The sequence below is a fragment of the Okeania sp. SIO1H4 genome (assembly GCF_010672695.1).
In the GTDB taxonomy this organism is placed as follows: Bacteria; Cyanobacteriota; Cyanobacteriia; order Cyanobacteriales; family Microcoleaceae; genus Okeania; species Okeania hirsuta.
The window spans coordinates 24,874-48,308 of the sequence record NZ_JAAHGB010000024.1 but is presented as its reverse complement, the minus strand read 5'-3'; the positions used below and the strand labels follow the sequence as shown (position 1 = coordinate 48,308).

18 protein-coding genes are annotated in these 23,435 nt (G+C 37.1%); 6 read left to right on the top strand and 12 right to left on the bottom strand.

The window, feature by feature from the left end:
• Nucleotides 1-184: 184 nt before the first annotated feature.
• The 3 genes from F6K06_RS17395 to F6K06_RS17385 all read right to left on the bottom strand — a co-directional run bounded on the left by F6K06_RS17395 (nt 185) and on the right by F6K06_RS17385 (nt 2,713).
• On the bottom strand, nt 185-325 hold the full coding sequence (locus F6K06_RS17395; RefSeq protein ID WP_287239048.1) for a hypothetical protein: 141 nt from the start codon (nt 323-325) through the stop codon (nt 185-187).
• Nucleotides 304-564 carry a cation:proton antiporter gene (locus tag F6K06_RS17390; RefSeq protein ID WP_375340275.1) on the bottom strand — a complete coding sequence of 87 codons (261 nt, stop codon included), beginning with the start codon at nt 562-564 and terminating at the stop codon, nt 304-306. Before F6K06_RS17390 ends, F6K06_RS17395 begins: the two co-directional genes overlap by 22 nt.
• A gap of 70 nt (nt 565-634) precedes the next feature.
• Nucleotides 635-2,713, bottom strand: coding sequence for a cation:proton antiporter (locus F6K06_RS17385; protein WP_287239046.1), 2,079 nt, complete (start codon nt 2,711-2,713; stop codon nt 635-637).
• A gap of 573 nt (nt 2,714-3,286) precedes the next feature.
• Between F6K06_RS17385 and F6K06_RS17380 the strand changes: the two genes are divergently transcribed.
• Nucleotides 3,287-5,218 (top strand): bifunctional serine/threonine-protein kinase/formylglycine-generating enzyme family protein, encoded by a 1,932-nt coding sequence (locus tag F6K06_RS17380; RefSeq protein ID WP_287239043.1) that lies wholly within the window; start codon nt 3,287-3,289, stop codon nt 5,216-5,218.
• A 1,281-nt stretch (nt 5,219-6,499) separates the two neighbouring features.
• Here the strand turns inward: F6K06_RS17380 and F6K06_RS17375 are convergent.
• From F6K06_RS17375 to F6K06_RS17360, 4 genes are all read right to left on the bottom strand, one after another.
• Nucleotides 6,500-7,393, bottom strand: a complete 894-nt coding sequence (locus tag F6K06_RS17375; protein ID WP_124147326.1) for a hypothetical protein — start codon at nt 7,391-7,393, stop codon at nt 6,500-6,502.
• Nucleotides 7,394-7,825: 432 nt separating this feature from the next.
• Nucleotides 7,826-8,482: an FkbM family methyltransferase gene (locus F6K06_RS17370; RefSeq protein ID WP_124147327.1), complete on the bottom strand. Its 657-nt coding sequence runs from the start codon at nt 8,480-8,482 to the stop codon at nt 7,826-7,828.
• A 425-nt stretch (nt 8,483-8,907) separates the two neighbouring features.
• Entirely contained in the window at nt 8,908-9,768 is an 861-nt protein-coding gene (ylqF, locus tag F6K06_RS17365; protein ID WP_287239041.1) for a ribosome biogenesis GTPase YlqF, read from the bottom strand.
• 107 nt (nt 9,769-9,875) lie between these two features.
• A complete protein-coding gene (locus tag F6K06_RS17360) occupies nt 9,876-11,198 on the bottom strand; it encodes an RNA-guided endonuclease TnpB family protein (protein WP_287239038.1) in 1,323 nt (440 codons plus the stop codon).
• Nucleotides 11,199-11,569: 371 nt separating this feature from the next.
• Here F6K06_RS17360 and F6K06_RS17355 point away from each other — a divergent pair, with 371 nt between their 5' ends.
• Nucleotides 11,570-13,276 (top strand): SulP family inorganic anion transporter, encoded by a 1,707-nt coding sequence (locus tag F6K06_RS17355; RefSeq protein WP_124147329.1) that lies wholly within the window; start codon nt 11,570-11,572, stop codon nt 13,274-13,276.
• Between the two features lie 315 nt (nt 13,277-13,591).
• Here F6K06_RS17355 and F6K06_RS17350 read toward each other — a convergent pair whose 3' ends face one another.
• Complete coding sequence (locus tag F6K06_RS17350) at nt 13,592-14,002, bottom strand: universal stress protein (RefSeq protein ID WP_124147330.1); 411 nt, start codon at nt 14,000-14,002, stop codon at nt 13,592-13,594.
• A 137-nt stretch (nt 14,003-14,139) separates the two neighbouring features.
• Here F6K06_RS17350 and F6K06_RS17345 point away from each other — a divergent pair, with 137 nt between their 5' ends.
• Nucleotides 14,140-15,336 (top strand): phosphoglycerate kinase, encoded by a 1,197-nt coding sequence (locus F6K06_RS17345; protein WP_124147331.1) that lies wholly within the window; start codon nt 14,140-14,142, stop codon nt 15,334-15,336.
• A gap of 2,074 nt (nt 15,337-17,410) precedes the next feature.
• On the opposite strand, the gene F6K06_RS17340 is transcribed toward F6K06_RS17345, so the two are convergent.
• The 3 genes from F6K06_RS17340 to F6K06_RS17330 form a co-directional block, all read right to left on the bottom strand.
• Nucleotides 17,411-17,851: a hypothetical protein gene (locus F6K06_RS17340; protein ID WP_124147332.1), complete on the bottom strand. Its 441-nt coding sequence runs from the start codon at nt 17,849-17,851 to the stop codon at nt 17,411-17,413.
• Between the two features lie 297 nt (nt 17,852-18,148).
• Nucleotides 18,149-18,310, bottom strand: a complete 162-nt coding sequence (locus tag F6K06_RS17335; RefSeq protein ID WP_161564718.1) for a hypothetical protein — start codon at nt 18,308-18,310, stop codon at nt 18,149-18,151.
• Between the two features lie 268 nt (nt 18,311-18,578).
• Nucleotides 18,579-19,712 (bottom strand): PP2C family protein-serine/threonine phosphatase, encoded by a 1,134-nt coding sequence (locus F6K06_RS17330; RefSeq protein WP_124147369.1) that lies wholly within the window; start codon nt 19,710-19,712, stop codon nt 18,579-18,581.
• A gap of 351 nt (nt 19,713-20,063) precedes the next feature.
• Here F6K06_RS17330 and F6K06_RS17325 point away from each other — a divergent pair, with 351 nt between their 5' ends.
• Nucleotides 20,064-20,558: an ATP-binding protein gene (locus tag F6K06_RS17325; RefSeq protein ID WP_124147333.1), complete on the top strand. Its 495-nt coding sequence runs from the start codon at nt 20,064-20,066 to the stop codon at nt 20,556-20,558.
• 23 nt (nt 20,559-20,581) lie between these two features.
• On the opposite strand, the gene F6K06_RS17320 is transcribed toward F6K06_RS17325, so the two are convergent.
• Nucleotides 20,582-21,352, bottom strand: coding sequence for a DUF1350 family protein (locus tag F6K06_RS17320; RefSeq protein ID WP_124147334.1), 771 nt, complete (start codon nt 21,350-21,352; stop codon nt 20,582-20,584).
• A 357-nt stretch (nt 21,353-21,709) separates the two neighbouring features.
• Here F6K06_RS17320 and F6K06_RS17315 point away from each other — a divergent pair, with 357 nt between their 5' ends.
• Both F6K06_RS17315 and F6K06_RS17310 read left to right on the top strand, forming a co-directional pair.
• Entirely contained in the window at nt 21,710-22,462 is a 753-nt protein-coding gene (locus tag F6K06_RS17315; RefSeq protein WP_124147335.1) for a helix-turn-helix domain-containing protein, read from the top strand.
• 173 nt (nt 22,463-22,635) lie between these two features.
• Entirely contained in the window at nt 22,636-23,133 is a 498-nt protein-coding gene (locus F6K06_RS17310) for a zinc ribbon domain-containing protein (protein WP_240039178.1), read from the top strand.
• Nucleotides 23,134-23,435 lie beyond the last annotated feature (302 nt).

The following is a 23,435-nucleotide window of genomic DNA, read 5'->3' as shown; positions in this document are numbered from 1 at the left end:
CAGTTTTCCGGAGGTTATTTAATTTGTAGTTCTAATAATTTTTGTAGATATATAGGGGAACAGGGAATAGAGGAATGTCCGCGTCATATTTGCGTAGTGCTATAAAACTCAGACAACGCAAAATTTTTCCTTCTTCCCTCTTCCTTCTTCCCTCTTCCCTCTTCCCTCTTCCCTCTTCCTTAACTTAAGAATGAGGTTCGCCAAACAATACCAAAGAACAATTTAACTCTTTCAAAACCTCATTAGTCACATCACTAACAGCCAAACCACCAGCAGTACGGCGACGCATAGAACGCAAAATAACTAAATCAAAATACCGTGCCATTTTAACAATACAAATTCATTAGTTATAGTTGAAACAAAAGCCGGAACATCCAAGATTAATCCCATATCTACAAAGAAAAAAGGAATAAACAATGTACTGCCAATAAATTCCACTTTTTCTTTGACTGGGCCATGTCCTACAACTTCATTCACAGCAATACCAGCTAAGAAAGCTCCCACAATAATATCAACATGAATTATTTGTGCTTCTACACTAGCAATAAATACAACTAACATTATGAGCGCAAGCCCTAATAATTAATAATTAATAATTAATTATTAATTATGAATTGTTTACTATTCCCTAAAATTAAGAATAAGGTTCTCCAAATATAACAACTGAACAAGTAATTTCTGACAAAACTTTAGTAGTCACATCACTAACAGATAATCCTGCTGCAGTACGTCGCCGCATAGAGCGTAATACTACTAATTGATATGATTTTGCTGCCTTACTAATTACAGGGGCAACATCATCATAACGAATAATTTTTATTCTTGATTTTACCTTGGTTTTTCCTTGAGAAATAAGTTGAGAAAGCTGAGCATGAAACTTAGTAAGTTGTTCTTTAGAAGTCTGGCGATCGCATACATGAAGTAGAGTTACAGAAGCTTGATTAGTATCAGCAAAAAGTTGAGCAAAACGTACAGTTCTTAATGCCTGGGGAGTAATCTTTTTAACAGGTACTAAAATCCGATGAATATTAATCGGCTTTTCCAACAAACGTACCACAGCTACCGGGCAATGAGCAGACCAAAATATTCGGTCTATTATATTTCCAAATAAACGAGCTTTAATACCAGTAGTTTTGTGCCAACCCATGACAATTAGACTAGAATTTTTTTCCCGTGCTGTGCGACTAACACCTTTAGCAAAATCATCATAAATTCGGATTTCTGGAGCAGCTTCAACTTCAAAAATTTGACTAATTTCCAAAGCAGAACTTAACCTTTTACTGCTCTGTTGTAAAGCCAAATTTAACTGAGGAGAATCCATATTGACGTAACCTTTAACTATGGATAAAGGAATTATTAAACCTCCCTCATGTTTTGCCAACATTGCTGCCATTTCAATTAAATATTTTGTTTGTTCTGGAGAAAAATATACTGGCACTAATACAACAAACTTATGGTTAATAATTCCATCAACCCTCTCTGTAAAACTATCTGAAACTTGCTGATGAGTTTCCCACCAAATCAAAGAATTATCCGATGTAAAATCAACCTCAGGCAAAGAAATTTTACTCGCAAATTTAGCAGTAAGAATCGGACCAAAAATAGATGTTACCAACATCAAAAAAATTACACTATTAAATATTACCTCTGGCAATATTCCTACTTGCAAACCCACCAATGCAGCAGCTAAAGTAGCAGCAACTTGTGGGATTGATAGAGACCACATACTCATAGTTTCATACCAATTATATTTATAAATCTTTTTTGCTAAAAATGCAGCCAAAAATTTACTTCCAAGCAAACCAAAAATAATAGATAAAGTTAATTCAAAGCTAGTTAAAAAAGTATTGAAAAAAGCCGACATATCCAGCAATAATCCCATATCAACAAAAAAACAAGGAATAAATAAAACACTGCCAACAAACTCTATTTTTTCCTTAACCGGACTTTTACCAACCACATCATTAATCGCTAAACCTGCCAAAAAAGCACCAACAATTTGATCGACATTAATCAATGTTGCACCCAAAGCAGCAATAAACACAACCAACAAAACAAATAAAAATTGATTACTTTCTTGATTAGTAGTTCGCCGGAAAAATTGTTTACCTACCCATTGAAAACCCCAGAGAATTACTCCCGCATAAATAGCCAAACTTCCCAATTGAATTGCCAAACTAATCACAGAGAAATTACCAGCATTAATCGACACACAAATTGCCAAAACTAATAAAGCAGCAATATCAGTAAAAATAGTCGCCCCAATAGTAACAGTAATCGCTTGATTTCCCACTACACCCAACTGCTGCACAATGGGATAACCTAAGAGAGTATGAGAAGCAAGCAAAGAACCTGTTAAAATTGCACCATTCCAACCCAAACCAAATATTTTGGCAATTAATGTACCAGTAATAAGTGGGAATAAAAATGTGGCAATGCCAAAACAAAGAGAGCGGTCTTGATGTTTTTTAAACTCTATTAAATCAATTTCTAATCCCGCGACAAACATCAGATAAACCTTACCAATGTCTGATAATAATTTCATCGTTTCTGTTTCGGGGTCGAGTAAATTTAATCCATCTCCACCTAAAAAAATTCCTGCTACTAATAAACCCACTAATCCAGGTAGTCTGAGACGTTCAAATAGAGGTGGAAGAGTTAAAATTACTAATAAAAGAATCGTAAATGTAACAATCGGATTTTGTGAAAGCAACTTTGTTATCCCCTAATAAAAAAATATTCTATTACCTCTACTTTATAGTAAGAAGTATGGCGCTACGCGCAAGTCAGAAGTTAGAAGTTAGAAGTCACAAGTTAGAAGTAATCCCTGACTTAGTTTGAGCATTTATAAATTTCCGCGCCCTATTTGCGTAGTGCTATAAAAATTGAAGAAGGAAGAAGAAAAAAGTGGATGAGTATAGTTTAAATCTGTTACTTTAGGGTATTTTTAGGGCAATCAGAAAATAACTTATACACAAGAAACAGGATTTTTAAAAGAAGCGATTTGGAAAAATTTTGAAACAAAGCTAGGCAGTGTACAAAGAAATTTGATAACTGATAACTGAAAAAAGGGGGTTGACAAAAAAACTTGACATGATATTATAAATATAATGGAAAAGGTGCGCTCATATATACTCAAATAAATTCGGCCAAAAAAACCATATTTCCCTAACTTAACAGCAAAATTAAATTACACAGGTTGAAAAAAATTTTTTTTGAAACAAGGCTAGATAGTATACGAAGAAGTCTGAATATCTGAATAACTGAACTGATAAGTGAAAAAGTCATGCAGTCTGGAAAAATCCTGAGACAACGCTACAAAATTATTCAGTCCCTCGGACGTGGAGGATTCGGAGATACCTACTTAGCTGAAGATTTAGATTTACCAGGCAAACCTAAATGCGTAGTCAAACACCTCAAACCCAAAAGTTCAGACCCAGGAACATTAACCATTGCCCAAAGATTATTTGAAACAGAAGCAGAAACCTTATACAAACTAGGCAAAGACTCAGACCAAATACCAAAACTATTTGCCCATTTCCAAGAAGCAACAGAATTTTACCTAGTACAAGAATATATAGAAGGGCAAGATATAAGCAAAGAACTAACATCAGGGAAAAAATTAAGCGAGTCTTACACTATTACATTACTCAAAGGAATATTAGAAGCATTAGAAAAAGCTCATCAAAACAATATAATTCACCGAGACATCAAACCACAAAACTTGATGCGTCGCAGGTCAGATAAAAAAATAGTATTGATAGACTTTGGAGCAGTCAAAGAAATAACTGTATTGACTACCAATCAACCAGGAACAACTATTTTAACTGTGGCAGTAGGAACACCTGGTTATATGCCAAGCGAACAAAGTAACGGCAGACCAAAACTGAGTAGCGATATATATGCAGTAGGAATGGTAGGAATAAAAGCACTGACAGGCAAAGACCCCCAAAATTTACCCACAGACCCAAAGACAGGAAATGTTATCTGGCGAAACCAAGCAAAAGTAAGTAACTATCTAGCAAATATATTAGATAGGATGGTGCAGGAATATTTTCCACAGCGTTATGAAAACGCCACAGAAGTATTAGAAGCATTGAGTGAACTTGTACTAGCAAAAACGACGGTAAAAGTAAACCCACCTACACCGACACAAACATCAACAGCAAAAGTAAACCTACTCACACCCACACTAGCACCAAAACAAGCAACAACAGTTCCATCCCCACCCCAAACCCAACCTAATAAAACCAGAAGAAAAATATTGATATTAGGAGGTTTAGCAGGAAGTGGGTTTGCAGCAGCAATGTTAAGTAAAGATTGGTGGAATCAACCATCTCCAGAAATTATTCCTACTCCTGAACCAAAACCAGCACCACAACCCAAAACTTCCATTCAGAAATTTACCACCCTTACAGTCAACAGCAGAGGACAAATAATTAGTCGCCGTCAACATCAAGTAGAAGTAATCATAGAAAACCTCGGTAATGGAGTTACCCTAGAAATGGTAAAAATTCCCGCAGGCACATTTCTCATGGGGTCTCCAGAGACAGAAGCAAAAAGATTTGAGAATGAAGATCCCCAACATTATGTGGATGTGCCAGAATTTTTCATGGGAAAGTATCCAGTAACTCAAGGACAATGGCAAGCAGTTATGGGAAATAATCCTTCTTGGTTTAAAGGTGCAAGGCGTCCTGTAGAAAGCTTAACTTGGTACGACGCGACAGAATTTTGTCAGAAACTTTCACACTGGACAGGTAAAAAATATAGTTTACCCAGTGAGAGTCAGTGGGAATATGGCGTCCGTGCAGGAACAACCACACCATTTTATTTTGGCGAAACTATAACGTCTGAGTTAGTTAACTTTAATGGCAATTATACTTACGCTGATGCACCAAAAGGAAAATATCGTAAAAAAACAACAGATGTGGGAATTTTTCCACCCAATGCTTTTGGTTTATACGATATGCATGGCAATGTCTGGGAATGGTGTCAGGATGTTTGGCATGATAATTATGAAGGTGCGCCTACAGATGGTAGTGCTTGGGAAAATGGAGGTGATAGTAATTACAGACTTCTCCGTGGCGGTAGCTGGAGCAGTGATTCTAGGTATTGCCGGAGTGGTAGGCGTGGCAGCAACTATGGCGACAGCTTCATCTTCTATAGGGGTTTTCGGGTTGTCTGGTCTGTGTCGGTAGTTTCTCCCTTTCGTTCCTAGGATTCTTCCCCTTTCTTCTTTTCCTGTTTTCACCTTTTCCCTCTTTCCTGCATCCATCCGTATATCCGTGGCCAAATCTGTGTGTGCTTTTTCTTTTTTCTCTTCTCCTGCTCGCTCCATGGGAGAAATTTTTTTTCAGAGTGGGAGAAGTCGTGGCAAGACAAGGATTTTGCTACAGATGTAGGGATGATTAATCTGAGTCTGCATTCTGTGAAGCACCAAAAAAAACGGCAGGATATTCCCCTTGCATCCCCAAAAAAATCATGGTAGTATGTAATTATTGGGGTTCGCTTGTACCTAAGCATGACTTTTTGTTCAACTAAAAAACAGCATTTTATAAACTAAGCATATATATAGAGGCTCAAAAGCGATCGCCAACAATAACATCAGAAGACAAAAAATCATTGTGTGAAGCACCAAAAGATTTCTCCCATAGAGACTTTTATAAATATATAAATAAACTCACAGCGCGATCGCTACCATCACAAACCAGTCACTCATTGTGTGAAGCACCAAAAAAAATCGGCAGGAAATTCCCCTTGCATCCCCAAAAAAATCATGGTAGTATGTAACTATTGGGGTTCGTTCTTACCTATACATGACTTTTTATTCAACTAAAAAACAGCATTTTATAAACCAAGCATATATATAGAGGCTCAAAAGCGATCGCCAACAATAGCATCAGAAGACAAAAAATCATTGTGTGAAGCACCAAAAGATTTCTCCCATAGAGACTTTGATAAATAAACTCACAGAGCGATCGCTACCATCACAAACCAGTCACTCATTGTGTGAAGCACCAAAAAAAATCGGTAGGATATTTCCCCTTGCATCGGCAAAAAAATCATGGTAGTATGTAATTATTGGGAGTTGTTCGTACCTACGCATGATTTTTTATTCAACGCGAAAAAAGCATTTTAGAAGCAAGCATATTATAAATAAACTCACAGCGCGATCGCTACCATAACAAACCAATCACTCATTCTATGAAGCACCAAAAAAAATCGGTAGGATATTTCCCCTTGCATCGGCAAAAAAATCATAGTAGTATGTAATTATTAGGAGTTGTTCGTACCTACGCATGATTTTTTATTCAACAAAAGATATTGTAGATTGGGTTAAGCGACAGGGCAACCCAAAAAAATCAGGAATAAAGAAGAATTGTTTTAACCTGCAAAGTAACAATATTAGTAGTGTTGGGTTTATCTTTCAGATAAGCTCCGCTAACGTTGCCTCAACCCAACCTACAGAAAATTTTTTGATTATCAGCAAATTAAGCGATTAAACTTCCTCTGCCGCTTGCAAAATCAAACGACGAGCTACAGTTTGAGTACCAGTATGTTCAAAATAATTAGTAGTCAAATCGAGAAAAGCGGCCAAATAATCCAACTTATCATCAGCAATTTCAACAAAACTTTGTAAATGATCGATAATCATTTGAGGGTCTAATCCTCGCGACGACACTAAATTACTCATCCAACCCCTAACCGAATCAAAACTATTACCAATAAAATCAAGTTTACCCTGGGTACTATCACCAGGAATCAAATTATTTACCTTCTGAAACAAAGGATTTTGTTGGAGACCAGCAGAACTCATTCCTCCAATAATATCTCCCACGCGATCGACAAAATCAGGTCCTAAAGGAATCAACCCATCAAAACACACCAAAGCAACCATTCGCATCAAAGAAGGGCCACTATATTCTTCTACCAAAGCTGCGGAAAAATCTCCTAAACTTTCTCTAGTTGGCATTCCATTTAATTTGCAGAAAGCAACCAACTCAGCCACCACCTTAATCGCTAAATCAACTGCCTGAGTTTTATCTGCTGATGGGGTTAATTTATTCAGGAAACTGAGGAAAGAGATTTTTTCACCAATTTTGTTGGCCATTGCTGCCGCACCCATAGCAGCATCAGCTTTATCTAAAGTTTGGTAAACCCAGATAGCGTCTTGATATCCTTGAGATTTGTCATTATATATCCATAGAGCGCGTTCGCTAATTTTCTGAATTTTTTGAGGTTTATCTTTGCCAGTAACTTCCCGAACTGTATTTTTAAAACCTACTAAATTGTTCCATTCTCCAGGTACGATGAAATCTAGAGCGCGTAATGCTGAAACTGTAATCCCACCAGTGGGTAAGTCATCTACTAATGTGATAATTGAATTGTTCATAATTTATTTGTCTGTATTAATTTTTTCTCCATTACAATTTATCTTGGTTCCGGAGATGATATTCCTATCCTATTTGCATTGAGCAAATTTTCCGATAAGTCGTTCAAATACAATAATTCTACTTTTACTATCCCTACAAGAGTTTATAAAGTAAAGGAAAACATCATTCTGTGAAGCACTACTAAAAAATCGGTGGCGCAGGAGTATTTTCCCTTGCATCCTCAAAAAAATTGTGATACTTTGTATTTAATGGTGGTTGCTCGTACATACGCATGATTATTTATTCAACTAAAAAAATCTAACAAATGGTGAATCTAGTAGCGATAGAACTCCGTTCCGCTGTCCCGAGCTTTGAGATTTACAGGAAGAATTTACCCTTGGAACTACCACCTTTTCTTATTCTTACCAACCTAACAGTAATTAAACAAAAAACTACCTCTTTAGATAAAAAGCATCTCCCCAAGTTTCTCCTTCCCAATTTCTTTCAAGTCTTTGAAAATCAAACCTTCCTAGAAATTCATCTAACTCCTCAACCCTGGCACAATTTTCATATAATTCATCTCGGTTAACTTCAGTCAGAATATAATCAATATTTTTCAGAGTTTTTCGACTACCTTTCAAAACTTCTAACTCATATCCTTGTACATCAATAATCAAGAAATTATAGTTTTCTTTATCCTCTAAAATATCATCTAGTCTTACCATCTCCACAAATTCTTCTCTATCAAAAATAATCTCAGGATATTGTTCCAAATGTTTTTTAGGCTGTAAAACAGAAGATGACATTGCATTATTCGCACTTTCTACATACATTTTAACTGTTTTATTTTCATTCCCTAAAGCCTTCTGAAATAACCTAACATTTTCTCCAACGTGGCTTTTAAGAATTTCAAAATTTTCAGTCAGAGGTTCAAAAAAAACCAAGTTAACTATATTTAATTTTTGATAAATTTCGTACTCCTGACCATAATGAGCGCCAATATGAATTAATCCTGGAATTTTTAATTGATATTTCTCAACAAGTTCCTGAAAATCAAGAGAGAGATTCTTAGCTCCGGCTGGACCAATATTTCCAAATATATTTGACATTTTTTTGATAGTAAAAACTTTTTTAAATTATTAATATCCTAGATAAAATTTTTGAGCGATCGCTTATTTATTAAATAAACTTAATAAAGTTATAGTAAAAAATAAGTGACTAAGTGACAAGTAATAGTGCCCATTCCCTATTCCCTAATTTCTATTTTATAGGACTTACGCACCAGACCACATATATAGAGTGAAAAACTCTAACGTTAGAGTTTTTTTAACTCTATATATAGTACCTTGGCGTAAGTCTTGTTTTAATAGCTATTCTTAACAAAAAACCGACAAAATAGATAAGTTATGTGTATCTCTTTGAGAGGCTTTTTGAAGAGAAAAAGTGCATTAAAAAATAGATTATTTTCAATAACTGAAGTAGTTTAGCCAACAATCTATACTCTTTTTCTCTGCTCCCCTACTCCACTTCTCCCCTACTCCCTATTCAAAGGTAACTCCAAAGGTATTTGCCCTAATAAACCCTTACGAAAATCATCCAAAATTCGTCTAGCAGTACGCTCAACATCTCCTTGAAAAAGTTGATTTGCAACCTCATGTAAATAACTTTCACCTGTATAATTACTCGCTTTTAACTCATAACGATATTCTAAACAAGAAGCAGAAACAAAACCATTACTATCAACCTCTAGAGACATCAACAAATCAATCAAACTAGCAACAACTCGCTGATTATCATAAGCAGCATCGCCAATATCCTCACAAATAGCCAACTTAATCGCATCCTCTTCATTTTTAATCCTACTAGGAATTACCCCAGGAGCATCTAACAATTCAATCTCATCAGATATCCGTACCCATCTTAATTGCTTAGTCACACCAGCACGTCTAGCACTCTCAACAACCTTCCTCTTCAACAACCTATTAATCAAAGCAGACTTTCCCACATTAGGAAAACCAATAACCACAGCACGGACAGGTCGAGGTAACATCCCGCGATCGCGCCTTCTTTGATTAACAGCACGACCAGCTTCGCGCGCCGCCTTGGCCACACCCTTCACCCCATCACCCAACTTAGCATTAGTAAAATAAGGTATTTGTCCCTCAGCTTCAAACCATTCCTGCCACATCTTCATTACATCCGAAGAAATCATATCCATGCGGTTCAAAACCAATACCCGCGCCTTATTCCCCACCCACTCAGACACCTGGGGATGATTAGTAGTCAGTGGGATACGAGCATCTCGAACTTCTAGAACCACATCAACCCGTTTCAGTTGTTCCTTAAGATTTCGTTCGGCCTTCGCAATATGGCCCGGATACCATTGTATAGTCATTGAATAAATTCAACCGCTTTGCGGAAGTCAAGCGTTTGCGCAGCATTCCAATAGGAATGCTCCTCTAAAAGAGGCACTAAAAATAAAGCTGTTTTATGGTAAAGTATTCAGATGTAGCATCTTATATTTTGACATCCTCTCCGGCCTAAAGGTGCGAAGATTCCTACTGAGCCGTAGCTCTTTGGTGGGTTGACGCTTTGCTTCGCATAGCTGTCGCTAACACAGGTTGCTGCTTCCTTGGCGGTAGTCTGACGCTTCCCTCCACGTCCGTTTTTTGTCTCCGAATGTCCTCCGGCGACTAATATATTTATTGCTGCGTTTTCATCCCGGTCGTGCTTTGTACCACAGTTAAGGCACTCCCATTCTCGCACTTTCAGGTCTAATTTTCCCCCTCGAAAATGGCAACATGAACAGATTTGGGTAGTAGCTTCCCAACGACTAATTACTCTTAGCTCACGACCATATTTTTCTGCTTTTCCTTCTAATAAGGTACGAAATTGTCTCCAGCCTAAATCACTGATAGCTCTGGACAATTTCCGGTTCTTAATCATACCTGAAACGTTTAAATCTTCCAGAATAATTGTTTGGTTTTCACGAATTATTTCGGTAGATAATTTATGTAGAAAATCGGTTCTAGTGTCTTTTAATCTGGCATGTTTGCGTAGCATTCCGTAGGAAAATTTAGCTATCCTAAGTCTGGCTTTTTCATATCGTTTAGAACCATTACTTTTTTTTGATAATGATTTACTTAATTTTCTATATTTTTTAATTCGTTTTTTTAATGGTTTTGGTGCTTCTACTTTTTGACCATTGCTGAATGTGGCAAAAGTAGAAATTCCTAAATCTATGCCTACTGATTTGCTAGATTCTGGTAGTTTTTGTGCTTGAATTTCTACTACAAAACTCAAGAAGTATCCAGTAGGGGCGATTCGCGAATCGCCCCTACAATCTTTGATTACTGTTACTGATGATGGTTCTCCAGGTATTGGTCTTGACCATACTACTTTTAATAAGCCGATTTTTGCTAAATATACTTTGTCTTCATTTACTTGAAATCCTCTTAAGCTAAACCTAGCAGTTTGTCTTGACCTTCGCTTTTTGAACCTGGGAGGTTTAATTGCTTTACCTTTTCTCTTACTTTTAGTTGAATTAAAAAAGTTTTGGTAAGCCTGATTTAAATCATTTAATGATTGTTGCAATGGGACTACTGAAACTTCCGACAACCACTCCCTATTTTTAGTTTTTTTAGCTTGAGTAATAAAGAGTTTTTGTAATTCAGAGTTACTTGGTTTTTTCTGGCCTAAAGCATACTTTTCCTGACAACAAGCTAGACTATCGTTCCAGACTGTGCGGACACAACCAAATAGCTTTGCTAATTGGTATTTTTGTCCCGGTGTTGGATAAATTCGATATTTGTACCTAGCTTTCATAATTATCGTTTTTAACTCACAATACTATAGGATATTTGTGGGTATTAAATCAAATCAAAAGTCCCCCTTCTAGGGCTATGCTTTACCCATAAGTCTTAGAAGCATTGCAGGGTGGTCCGTGTGGTCCGTGTGGTCCGTGTGGGGAGATGGTTTAAGTAGCTAGTCAGAGTTGGCAAATGCCGAAATTGCCTTATTCACTTTTAGCCACCTATGTCCTAGATATGAGAAATGGCAGGAAAGTCTTCTCTTCCCCCTCTTCCCCCTCTCCCCTCTCTCCCCTATCCTGTAAGGAATTTAACAGATGTGGGTAAAGCATAGCTTCTAGGGGGAGGCTTCAAACCCAGTTTTTCGGTGATTCAGGGAAATCTTTCATGCAAATTACCAATACGATTCATTTCCGAAACCTAAAAGGAGATATTTTTGGCGGGTTAACTGCTGCAGTGGTGGCCTTACCAATGGCACTAGCTTTCGGAATTGCTTCTGGAGCAGGTGCTGCTGCAGGGTTATGGGGAGCAATCTTAGTCGGATTTTTTGCCGCTTTATTTGGTGGCACCCCTAGTCTAATCTCTGAACCAACTGGACCGATGACGGTCATTGTCACCGCTGTTATCGCCGAATTAATGGCCGTAAATCCCGAAAGTGGTCTGGCAATGGCCTTTACCGTGGTGATGATGGCGGGTATCTTTCAAATCCTATTTGGAGTCCTGCGGTTGGGAAAGTATATTACCATGCTTCCTTATAACGTCATTTCCGGTTTTATGACAGGAATTGGCGTGATTTTGATTTTTTTGCAAATTGCGCCGTTTATCGGTCAACAAACCCCCTCTGGTGGAGTAATTGGCGTGATTAAGGCTTTCCCTAATTTGATTACCAATATTAATCCATGGGAAACGTTGTTAGGGTTAATTACTCTAGGAATTTTGTTCTTTTGTCCCGCCAAACTAAAAAAGTTAGTCCCTCCCCAACTAATAGCTTTGGTAATTGGTACAGCGATTTCTTTGATTTTCTTTGGAAATATAGAAATTCGGACGATCGCTACAATTGGAGAAATTACCCCCGGTTTGCCACAACTGCAAATTCCTACATTTACCGCTGAAAATTTACGGTTAATGTTTGTAAATGCCATGGTTTTGGGTATGGTGGGTTCTATTGATTGCCTATTAACTTGTTTGGTGTCAGATAGTTTGACCAGAACTGAACATAAATCTAATAAAGAATTAATCAGTCAAGGGGTGGCTAACTTAATTACAGGTTTATGTGGTGGAATTGCTGGTTCTGGAGCAACAACGGCAACTGTAGTTAGTATCCAAGCAGGAGGACGCACCGCTTTAGCTGGCATTAGTCGTGCTTTAGCACTGTTGATTGTTGTGTTATGGGCGGCACCTTTAACTTCCGGAATTCCCCTAGCTGTGTTAGCAGGAATTGTCTTAAAGGTGGGAATTGATATTATTGATTGGGGTTTCCTCAAACGGGTTCACAACATTTCTTGGAAAGCTGCCGGAATAGTTTATAGCGTGGTACTCCTCACGGTATTTGTGGATTTAATGGTAGCGGTTGCCGTGGGAGTTTTTATCGCGAATATTTTAACCATTGAACGTCTCGAAGAAATGCAATCTCAGTCTGTAAAAGCGATTACTGATGCGGACGATCAAATCGTAATGAATGACGAAGAAAAGCAAATTTTGGATTGGGCAAATGGCCGAGTTTTGCTGTTTCATTTGAGCGGGCCAATGATTTTTGGAGTAGCCAAAGCGATTTCCAGAGAACATAGTGCCATTAGTAATTATGATGTGTTGATTGTCGATTTGAGTGAAGTACCAATTCTAGGGGTAACTTCTTCTTTAGCGATTGAAAATGCCATTCAAGAGGCGATCGATGCTGGACGAGATATCATTATGGTTGGAGCAACTGGAAAGGTAAAACGCCGGTTAGAAAAGCTGGGAATTGCTGGCTTAATTCCAGAGAATTACTGGATGGGCGATCGCCTGACTGCACTTAAGGAAGGTTTACAAATAGTGAAGCAAAAACAAAGCTCTAGCTATGAAGATATCCAAAAATCTGCTTTTCCCAGTTCTTAATCCTATTTTTCTCATAGAAACCCGATTTTTCCCAACATAATCCGCATTTTTAGCCAAAGCAATTCTGCTGATTACGCTGAGTATTTGCCTAGAAGTTGAGATAGTTTTTTGTTTTTTTGGGGGGTGAGGGTGGCAAGAAGAAAGGCAAAGAATGGAACAGAGGAAAATAATTTGTCAAATTTTTAGCTATTAGCAGACCCGCTAGTTTTTGTTCACAAAACTGATACCAGGAAGCTAATCTCTAAAAAAATCCCCAATCATCACCTTTTCTATTTTGCCAAATCCCAAATTCCCCTACACTCTAAAATCTAAAATCTAAGGCACTACCAAAATTGGACAAGGAGACAGATTAATAATCCGGTTACTAACACTATCAGTAGCTCCTTCCTCACTCAAACCAGTACCTCGGCAGCCAATCACAATTAAGTCAGCATTAATCTCATCTGCCACATCACAGATAGTAAAAGCCGGATGGCCTTCCCTTTGGATCGTTTCAGCTTCAATACCCTGCCCGGCAAATAGAGCCTTAGCCTCCTCTAAAAGTTGGGTAACTGTTTGCTCAGAAGTCATTTCTGGGTGGAAAGCTTCCTGGCCTTCTGAAACTACTTCTCGCACTGAAATTACTACCAAGCGAGCTTGATATGTCTTGACAATGTTAATCACTTTTTCCGCAGCTTCGCGAGCTTCTCGGCTACGGTCTACAGGAAATAGAACTGTTTTAAACATAGAAGTATATTTGGGGCACGGACTCCGATAAAATGTTTACCGTGAACGAATTGGTGTAACCTAATTTTATCCATTTATAGGCCATACAATCCCAATTAATGGACATTGATAAAACAAATACTTAGGAGATTAATCCTGTGACAAAAAAAACTGTAGCAAATTTATCGGCATCTGACTTATCTGGCAAAAAGGTACTCATGCGGGCAGACTTTAATGTGCCTGTTGATAATGGTAGTATTACAGATGATACTAGGATTCGGGCAGCTCTTCCCACAATTCAAGATTTAATTGGCAAAGGTGCAAAAGTTATCTTGACTAGCCATTTTGGACGTCCGAAGGGAAAAGTAAATGATGGTATGCGTCTTACTCTTGTGGGAGAAAGACTCTCTGAAGTATTGGGTAAGGAAGTTAAAAAGTGTGACGACTGCATTGGTGAGGATGTAACTTCTACTGTGGCAGCGATGCAAGATGGTGATGTAGTTTTGCTGGAGAATGTTCGCTTCTACCCTGGAGAGGAGAAAAATGACCCAGAGTTTGCCAAGCAACTTGCTTCTGTGGCAGATGTATATGTGAATGATGCTTTCGGAACTGCTCACCGTGCTCATGCTTCGACTGAAGGCGTGACTAAATATTTGAGTCCTTCTGTAGGTGGTTATTTAATTGAAAAGGAATTAAAATTCCTCCAAGGTGCAATTGATAATCCTCAAAAACCTTTGGCTGCAATTATTGGTGGTTCTAAGGTTTCTAGTAAAATTGGTGTGATTGATGCTTTGTTGGATAAGTGCGATAAGCTGCTATTGGGTGGTGGCATGATTTTCACTTTCTACAAAGCTCGTGGTTTAAGTGTGGGTAAGTCTTTGGTTGAAGACGATAAGCTAGAGTTAGCTAAGTCTCTGGAAGCTAAGGCAAAAGAGAAAGGCGTGGAAATGTTATTACCTACTGATGTAGTTGTAGCTGACAAGTTTGACCCAGAAGCTAATACTCAAATCGTTAGTGTTGAAGCTATTCCTGATGGTTGGATGGGTTTGGATATCGGTCCTGACTCTGCAAAGGTTTTCCAAGATGCTTTGGGTGATTGCAAAACTGTGATTTGGAACGGTCCGATGGGTGTGTTTGAAATGGAGAAATTTGCTAAGGGTACTGAAGCGATCGCGCGTACTCTTGCAGATAAGCAGGATGCTATTACTATTATTGGTGGTGGTGACTCTGTTGCTGCTGTGGAGCAGTTGAATTTGGGAGAAAAAATGAGTCATATTTCTACTGGTGGTGGTGCTAGTTTGGAATTGTTGGAAGGTAAGGAATTACCAGGTATTGTTGCTTTAGACGAAGCATAAATTGCTTTAAGCGATCGGTAAGTGCTTCTCTGTTTTACACTATAAAATAGGGAAGCATTTTACATTAGCAAAAGTAATATTATGTCTGGTTGAACAGTTATAAATCAACGACGGAGGAGTCAGGTAGGGAAGCCGTCGGATGGGCGAGATACAGGAGGAGTGAGTCACGGGGGAAGAAAGAGGAGGAGAAGCAGAAAGTTTTTTTATCACTAATTATCCGGACATGATATAACTCAAAGAAAAAGAAAAAGAAGAAGTTCTAAAAAAATCATCCTAGAACAACCTTTGATTAATCAAACAATACCTGCGGGTACTCAGGTAATTGAATTTACGGCGTTGGTAATTAATGAGATGATTTATATTTTGGGGTAGCGCTCTGTAACCTACCCCGGTTAATCATTGGGGGATTGCCCCTACAAATTTCATCCTGTAATTTACCAACGCCAATTTACAATACCCATTGAGATTCCCAAGAATGACACCCCTTCATTTGAGACAGATAGCAATTGAATTATTTGGGAAGTTGAACTTGCTGGTAGCAGTGCTATTTCTGGGTTAGATTTTGACAGCATAGGTGACGTCATCTATAAAAATATTGGTACAGTTGTTGCTGATGATGTCACCGACGAAGATCCTAGTCACTACGTTAACGGCGAACCAGATCCTCAAGACCCTGGTATTGACATTGAAAAGTTCACTAATGGTGTAGATGCTGACACCATAGAGGAAGCAGTAGAAATTGCTGCTGGCGAGACAGTTACTTGGACTTATGAAGTAACCAACACTGGTGATCTACCCTTTGACGAAAATGAAGTTGTAGTCACTGATGACCAGGAACGTAGAATTTTGTAAACTGGAAAATTTTTTTATTGGGATTGAGATGTAGATATTAATGCTGTATATACACTAGATAAGTGATAGTCCTGTATATGTAGTGATAAGTCAATATAAATTATTAGTTTTTGAGATTAATCTTGAAAATATTACGTTTTTAGACAGTGAAAGTTCTTGGAATAACTATTGCTAGCCAAGGCTTTCAGGGACTCAAGGTTAAAAACTATCGATTCAGAATAATAGGTGCTTTCATCCATGGATAATGGATAATGGATAATTACCTCTCCCTTTTAGGGAGAGGATTAACTAAAAGGAAAAAATTTATTTTTTTCCCCTTGAAAGGGGAAGCTTTCAACCTGAATTATTTAATTATTTAATTATTAATTCTTCAGTAAGCCTTTTCCAGTAATACTTATCAGTCTTGAGAGCACACCGTTTTTTAGAAGAACTTTGTACTCTCCAGTTACGTTTTCTCCTGCTGAAAAATTTAAAAATTTATTGTCTAGGCAATATAGCTGCCTCTAGGATCTGCCTTTCATGTCGCGCAGCAAAACGCTTCATATAATCAGCTATAAAATCATCAGGAATTAACCCCAAACATTCTAAGCAAAAAGTATCCTATTATCTATTGAAAGTAATCATAAAAAATCTCTATCTCTATAATTCAGTTCTGCCCTAGTTGTGGTAGTAATTATATTGTTAAAAATGGGATTATTCACTTCAGAAAAACAAAAATATCAGTGTCAAAATTGTCTGTGAAAATTTGTGGAAAATAGTAAAATAAATTATATTTAGTAATGAAGCCAAAGAATTAATTGATAAATTAGTTTGGCACTTTTTAATTCGTGTAACAGGTGTGTCGAAAAAATGGTTCCAGAATTACGTTAATAATAAGTATGCTGAAGTTTCTCGGTCTATTAAATATACTAAGAAAAAACTGGGTAAACTCATAATCCAATGTAATGAAATGTAGTCATTTGTTGACCATAAAAATCACAAACAATGGCTCTGATTAGCAATTGATATAGAAACTAAATGAAGCGTTTCGCTGCGCTACATGAGAGGGGGAGACTAGCAGCAGCTATATCGCCTGACCACAATTTTATCACTACATATACAGGACCACCGAAATATATTAGAGACTGTTTGTATTGATTTATCATAATGAATAGAGGAAATAATTACTCTAACATCTTAATTTTTAATTTTTGCTTCAATCGCAAATCAACAATACCTAGTTTTATTGTTGTTGATAAGTAATTTCTTCTCTCTTCACGACCAGACCATTGATTGCTAGACTAAAAGAACCATCATTCACTCTGAAAGTTTTATTTCCATCAATTGCAGCATATCCTTGATTAAATTCTACAGGTAACTCTAAAACTTGATTCGGATTAGATTTTCTGCCTGCAACTAACATTAATTTACCATTTGGTTGACGACAAATATTGGCAAAATAGTTCTTGGATTCAAAATAATTTACTTCAGACCAGTTGTCTCCACGTTGAAGACAAATACGCCGATTATTCCGGGGAAGTTCAGCTAATAATATAGTTCCTTGCTCTGTTTCTAGATTGTTATGATCTGCTAGAGCTTTTGCTAAAAATGTATATAAAAAGAATGTAGTAATTGTCAACAGTCCTAACTTTAAGAGCTGTTGATTAGTCTTAACAAAATTCACAGTTTAGTTCTCCGATAAATTAATTAATGGATTCCATGATACAACATAGAAGCAAAATTTAATAATTAAATTTCTATGATTCAATAAAAAGCATATCTGGCAAGGGAGGCGAATTAAACTTTCTTGAAATAAAAATCAATAGAGCTACTATCTCTCTTGACATACTTTTTCAAAAAATTGACTACACACATAGGTTATTTGTTCTTCACTGATAGTCTTACCATTTTCTACAATACTTAAAGTAGCACCTGTTACAATATAGATAATATTTCCGTTTTCAGCAACATATCCAGTTCCCTATTCAGCTATTGCAGGTATCTTAATAGCATTTTCAGGATTAGCTTTTTGACCACCAATATAAATTAATTGACCATTTGGCTTTCGACAGATATTGGCAAAAAAATTAGCTGTTTCTACATAATCAAAGATGTTACTAAAGGCAGATTTTACTGAAGGCATATCTGCAAACTATTAGTGGTCTGTCAACTTTGAAGTGATGGATAGATTTTTGTAACTGTGATTTTTGGGTAATGTTTTTTGGGTAATATGACCCCTCAAAACTATCTTGACAGACTACTACAAACACCCTAAGTATTTTTAACAAATATTTATCACACCTGATATAAGCTTTTGAACATTTAAACTATAGAACTTCTTGATCAAAGGGAACCCTTAACCCTTAACAAAGAACATAAAACCTAAATGTCTCTTAGCTTATATCAGCAAGCTAACCAAAAATAATTTTTAGTAAAGAAAAATCATCACTAAAGGCATGACCACAATTCAAATCTCGCACATAGTTTAATATCTTATCTAGATGAAAATAACCGTATTTATGGTACTCTAAAATTAGATCGATAAAGTTATCTATACCCCAGATTTCTCCTCCAGGTTGAGGAATTTCATAAACACCATCACTAAAGATATACAGAGAACTTAACTTCTCAACTAAACAAGAATTATCAACATAAGTCACATCTGGAAACATACCAATAGGTACTCCTGGAGTTTTCAACTTATTCACCTGACTAGGCTGACCATTACCTAAGATTAAAACAGCCGGAGGATGACCTGCACTTGCATATACCAGTTGATTTTCAGAGCGATTATACACCCCATACCAGATTGTAAAGTATTTGTCATTTTGATAGGTCATCTGGTAAGTATTATTTAAAGCTCTAAGTACATCACTAGGTTGATGGTAATCTATATTCGGTATTGCCTTCGACCTTAATAAATTCAAAACTGACACAGAAGGAAGTGCTGCCCGTAAACCATGGCCAGCTACATCCAGTAAATACATAGCCAAGTAATTTTCGTCTAGCCAATAATAATCAAAGCAGTCTCCTCCTAATTTGTGGGAAGGAATAAACTGTGATTCAACTTTTACTGGTTCCATTAAGGGTTCTGGTAGAAGAGAGCGCACATAATCAGCAGCTTCAGCTAATTCTGCTTCTAATAGTCGCTTTTGGGTTTGTAAGTCTTGAGATAGCTGATGTAATCGTAACCCTGCTCTGACCCTGGCGGTCAATTCACTCATTTCTATTGGTTTAGAAATAAAGTCATCAGCACCTGCGTCCAGACCCTTAACTCGATCTTGAACCGTTCCTAAAGAAGTTAATAAAATGAAGAAAGTAGTAGATAGTTCAGAATTTGTTTTAACTCGGCTGCATACCTCTATTCCTGTGAGTCGTGGCATGACCCAGTCACAGATAATCAAAGCAGGTTGTAAATTTTGTGCCTGTTGAAAACCATCTTCACCATTACTTGCTACCGTCACTTCATAACCCTGTTTCTGGAGAACTCTTTTGAGCAATTCCTGAATGGCAATATCATCATCAATAACCAAAATTTTATACATCATGCACTCAGTTCAACAATTCACTGTTTCGGCTAAAGCCAACATAAAAGTGAGTAGACCAACAGGAGTTTTTATTTCACTCGCTTCATTTGAATGAAGCAGGAGGAAGGATATAAGTAAAGTGCTAATATTTTTTGTCTTTTCTTAATTCCTTCATTTTGCAGATATTGGGTTTAATTCTCCCACGCCTTTTAAAAATTAGTGGTCTTCAATCTTACATTGGGATCGAATCCCTTTTTTCATCAACTTTCTTCATTTTTTTTAATTATTTACATAAATTTTATACACATACTTTACAATATAGCTTAGGATATACCTAAAATATTATGTAATAAATTTAAGACAGTAAGTGTGAATAAAGTCAAAGGATCTGATAAATTACCTACGAAACATAGTGCTTTTTTACAAGTTAGTTCAGACCTTAGAGAAAACGACAAAGTTTTGTCATGGTTTGAACAATTATATCAAGCAGCTATTCCGAAAACAGTTTGGCTACAGTGTGAGCTGGCTTTGGCTGAAGGTTTTACTAATGCAGCCCGCCATGCCCATAGAGATTTATCTAGAGAAACACTTATAGACATTGAAGTTACAATATTCAGTGACCACACAGAAATTAGAATTTGGGATTGTGGTCCGCCTTTTGACTTGGAAGAATGGTTAAAAGCACAACCAGCTCAAACAGATATGTTTGCTCCTGGTGGACGGGGTATAAAACTTATGTATGCCATAGCAGACAATATTAGTTATACCCGTAGCACATCCGAAAATCGGAATTGTTTGTTAATTAGTAAAGATTATTGGCCATACCCCAAAGAACAAAATCAAACTTCTGATAGTAACAGCTAAATCTAAAATGTGTGAGTGTAAAGCTATGAGATTTGTGCCAATGGATTGAGCCAAAGCAAAATTTCACGTTTAAGTTGATTGAGGTCTCGATAAACTTCTTGTTTGAGCCATTGACCGATCGCATCTATAGGAGTATATACTTTTCCTACAGGCCAATTTATATCTTGGCCCAAAGGTGTTAAATGATTTCCATTTAATCTTTTAACTGTCACCAGATCGGGAAAACGTAATCTCAACAAATCACTCAAACGAAGAGTTTGATCTATATCATCGTCTTTAAATTTAATCAATAAATTGCGCCGAATTTGATAACGCTTTTGAATTAGGCGGTTTGTAATCTTAGGAGATGGAGTAAATTCTACTTTTATCACAGGAGATATCTGTTCCACCAAGGGTATTGCATCACGAGCTGCAGAATTATTAAAAGATATCAAAATATTTCCAGCTCTTTCTAGAGAAAATAAGCTACCTATCAGTAAATGTAACTTACATCCCATGCTATGCCCAATGCCATATATAGGTAGACTTTTTTTTCGCAGTATTCTTTGAGCATAAATAAGATTGAGACAGCTATCAAAACTGCTGAGAACATTTTTAGCCATTGCTAAATGATCTAAAGTATTGACAAAAGGAGTCGCTATTACTGCATATCCTTGATTTGCTAGCATTTCCAATAACCACCGATAAGTTACATTGGGTGCAGTTGCAACAAACGCTCCTCCCAAAAAATGTATGACTGCTTTGGGGTGAGAAGGTATTAGTACCCAATTACCAGAATTTTCTTGCCATTCCATAATTCAAAACTATAAAAGTTTTTGTCTTGACAATTACAATATTTAGTGATAACAAAGTTGAAGAATTATTTTGTGTTTAAAAGAGGAAAATTAAAACACAAAAATCTAAAACAGTATTATTTTTTAATAAAATTGTAATAGCCGTTAATAAAATTTTAAGGGAAATTGGTAGAATTTGACAGATTCAATTAGTTAATCCGCCTATATTTTTTTTGTTTTTATTTTTTAACTCCCCCGGCGGGAAGTCCCGCGCTCTCCCCTTGGGGAGCGTCGTATGGGATATCCGGGCGTTGTCTGTGTGGTTTGCCCTTATTTTTGATATACTACCTAATTGTAGATATAAAGGTCGATTCTGCCATGCTCCTGAAATATAAGTACAAGCTCAAGCCACATAAAAGGCAAGGGGTAATTATAGCTAATTGGTTAGAATTAGCTCGACGACAATATAATTACCGTTTAGCTGAAAGGTTAAACTGGTTTGAAGCAACGCGCACACCAGTCAATGCTTGTCCACTTAATGTTTCAGTAGTGCCAATAGAACGGATTTATCAAAATATCCCCGAATTTAGAGTGCATTTTGGAGATGGCAGGAAAAAAGACAGTGATGGTAATCCCATAACAAGGAAAGGGGATCAACATCCGAATTTAGTCAATGGTTATGTTTTGTGGGAGACTGTTCAATTGGCGGACTTAGCACAAACTAAAAAGCTATTTCGGGAATACAAGTCTATACACTCTCAGGTCCTGCAAGATGTTATCCAAAGAGTACAAACTACTATGGATAACTTTAGCAAACCCGACAAAAAAGGTAAAACCAGTGGTAGACCTAAATTCAAAGGTAGGCATTACTATAACTCTTTTAGTTATCCTCAACTATCAAATGCAAATATTGTCAAAAATGCCAACGGTCGTTTTTGTGTAAATCTGCCAAAAATTGGCTTAGTCGCTTTAGTATACAATCGTCCAATACCAACAGGATTCAAAGTTAAGACAGGTACAGTAATCCGTGAAGCAGACGGATGGTATATTAGCTTCACGATAGAAGATAAGACGGTACCTTATGAGGTTGTAGAAATTCAACCCACCGAAGATAACTCATGCATGTATTGATTTAGGATTGTTGCACTATGTTGTTACCAGTGATGGTGAGTTTATAGAAGTTCCTAAATTTTTCAGGCTCTCTGAATATCGGTTGTCTAAACTACAGGTCAGATTAACTAAAAAAACAAAAACATTCTAAGTCTTGGAAAATTCTCAAACGCAAAATAGCTAAACTGCATCAGTTGATAGCTAGACAACGACTGGACTGGCAATTCAAACTTGCTGATCATTTGTTTAGTGATGTAAGGGTGATATTCCTTGAAGACCTACTTACAGCAAACTTACTCCGACGTTGCAAAGCTAAATTAGGAAGTAATGGTCAGTTTTTGCCTAATGGCCAATCAGCTAAGTCAGGATTAAATAAGTCTTTGCAAGATGCAGCGTTTGGTCAGTTTGTTCAGGTTTTAGAGTATGTTGCCTGGAAACTAGGCAAGAGAATTATCAAAGTAGACCCAAAAGGTACGTCTCAACATTGCTGGGAATGCTTGAATAAAGTATCGAAAAGCTTATTTGAGCGTTGGCATTCCTGCCCTAAATGTGGACAGGAACTAGACAGAGACTATAACTCAGCACTACTAATACAAAAAATAGGATTGTTATCAACACAGGGGGAGGACATCACCTCTGTTAAAACTGCAGTCAGGGCTTATCTGACTGAAGAATCCCGCGCTCTCCCGTAGGGGAGCGTCGGGAGTATGTCAATACTCTCAGATAGTTGATTTCTGGGAAATTCCTACAGCGCTTTTGCTGATTGATGACCTGACGTCACAATCAAAACCCAGTAGAGACCTTCCATGGAAGGTCCCTAGTGTGGTCTACCGAAATGAAAACCGCTGTAAGTAAAAACTTCTATTGCGATATTCGCAACAAAACTATCAACTCCCTGAAACAGGAACTATAGCGCTACATTCAGGGAGTAGGAAAAAAGCTGACTAGATACAGATAATCAGCAATTAGCCATTCCGGCAATTTGTAAATATAC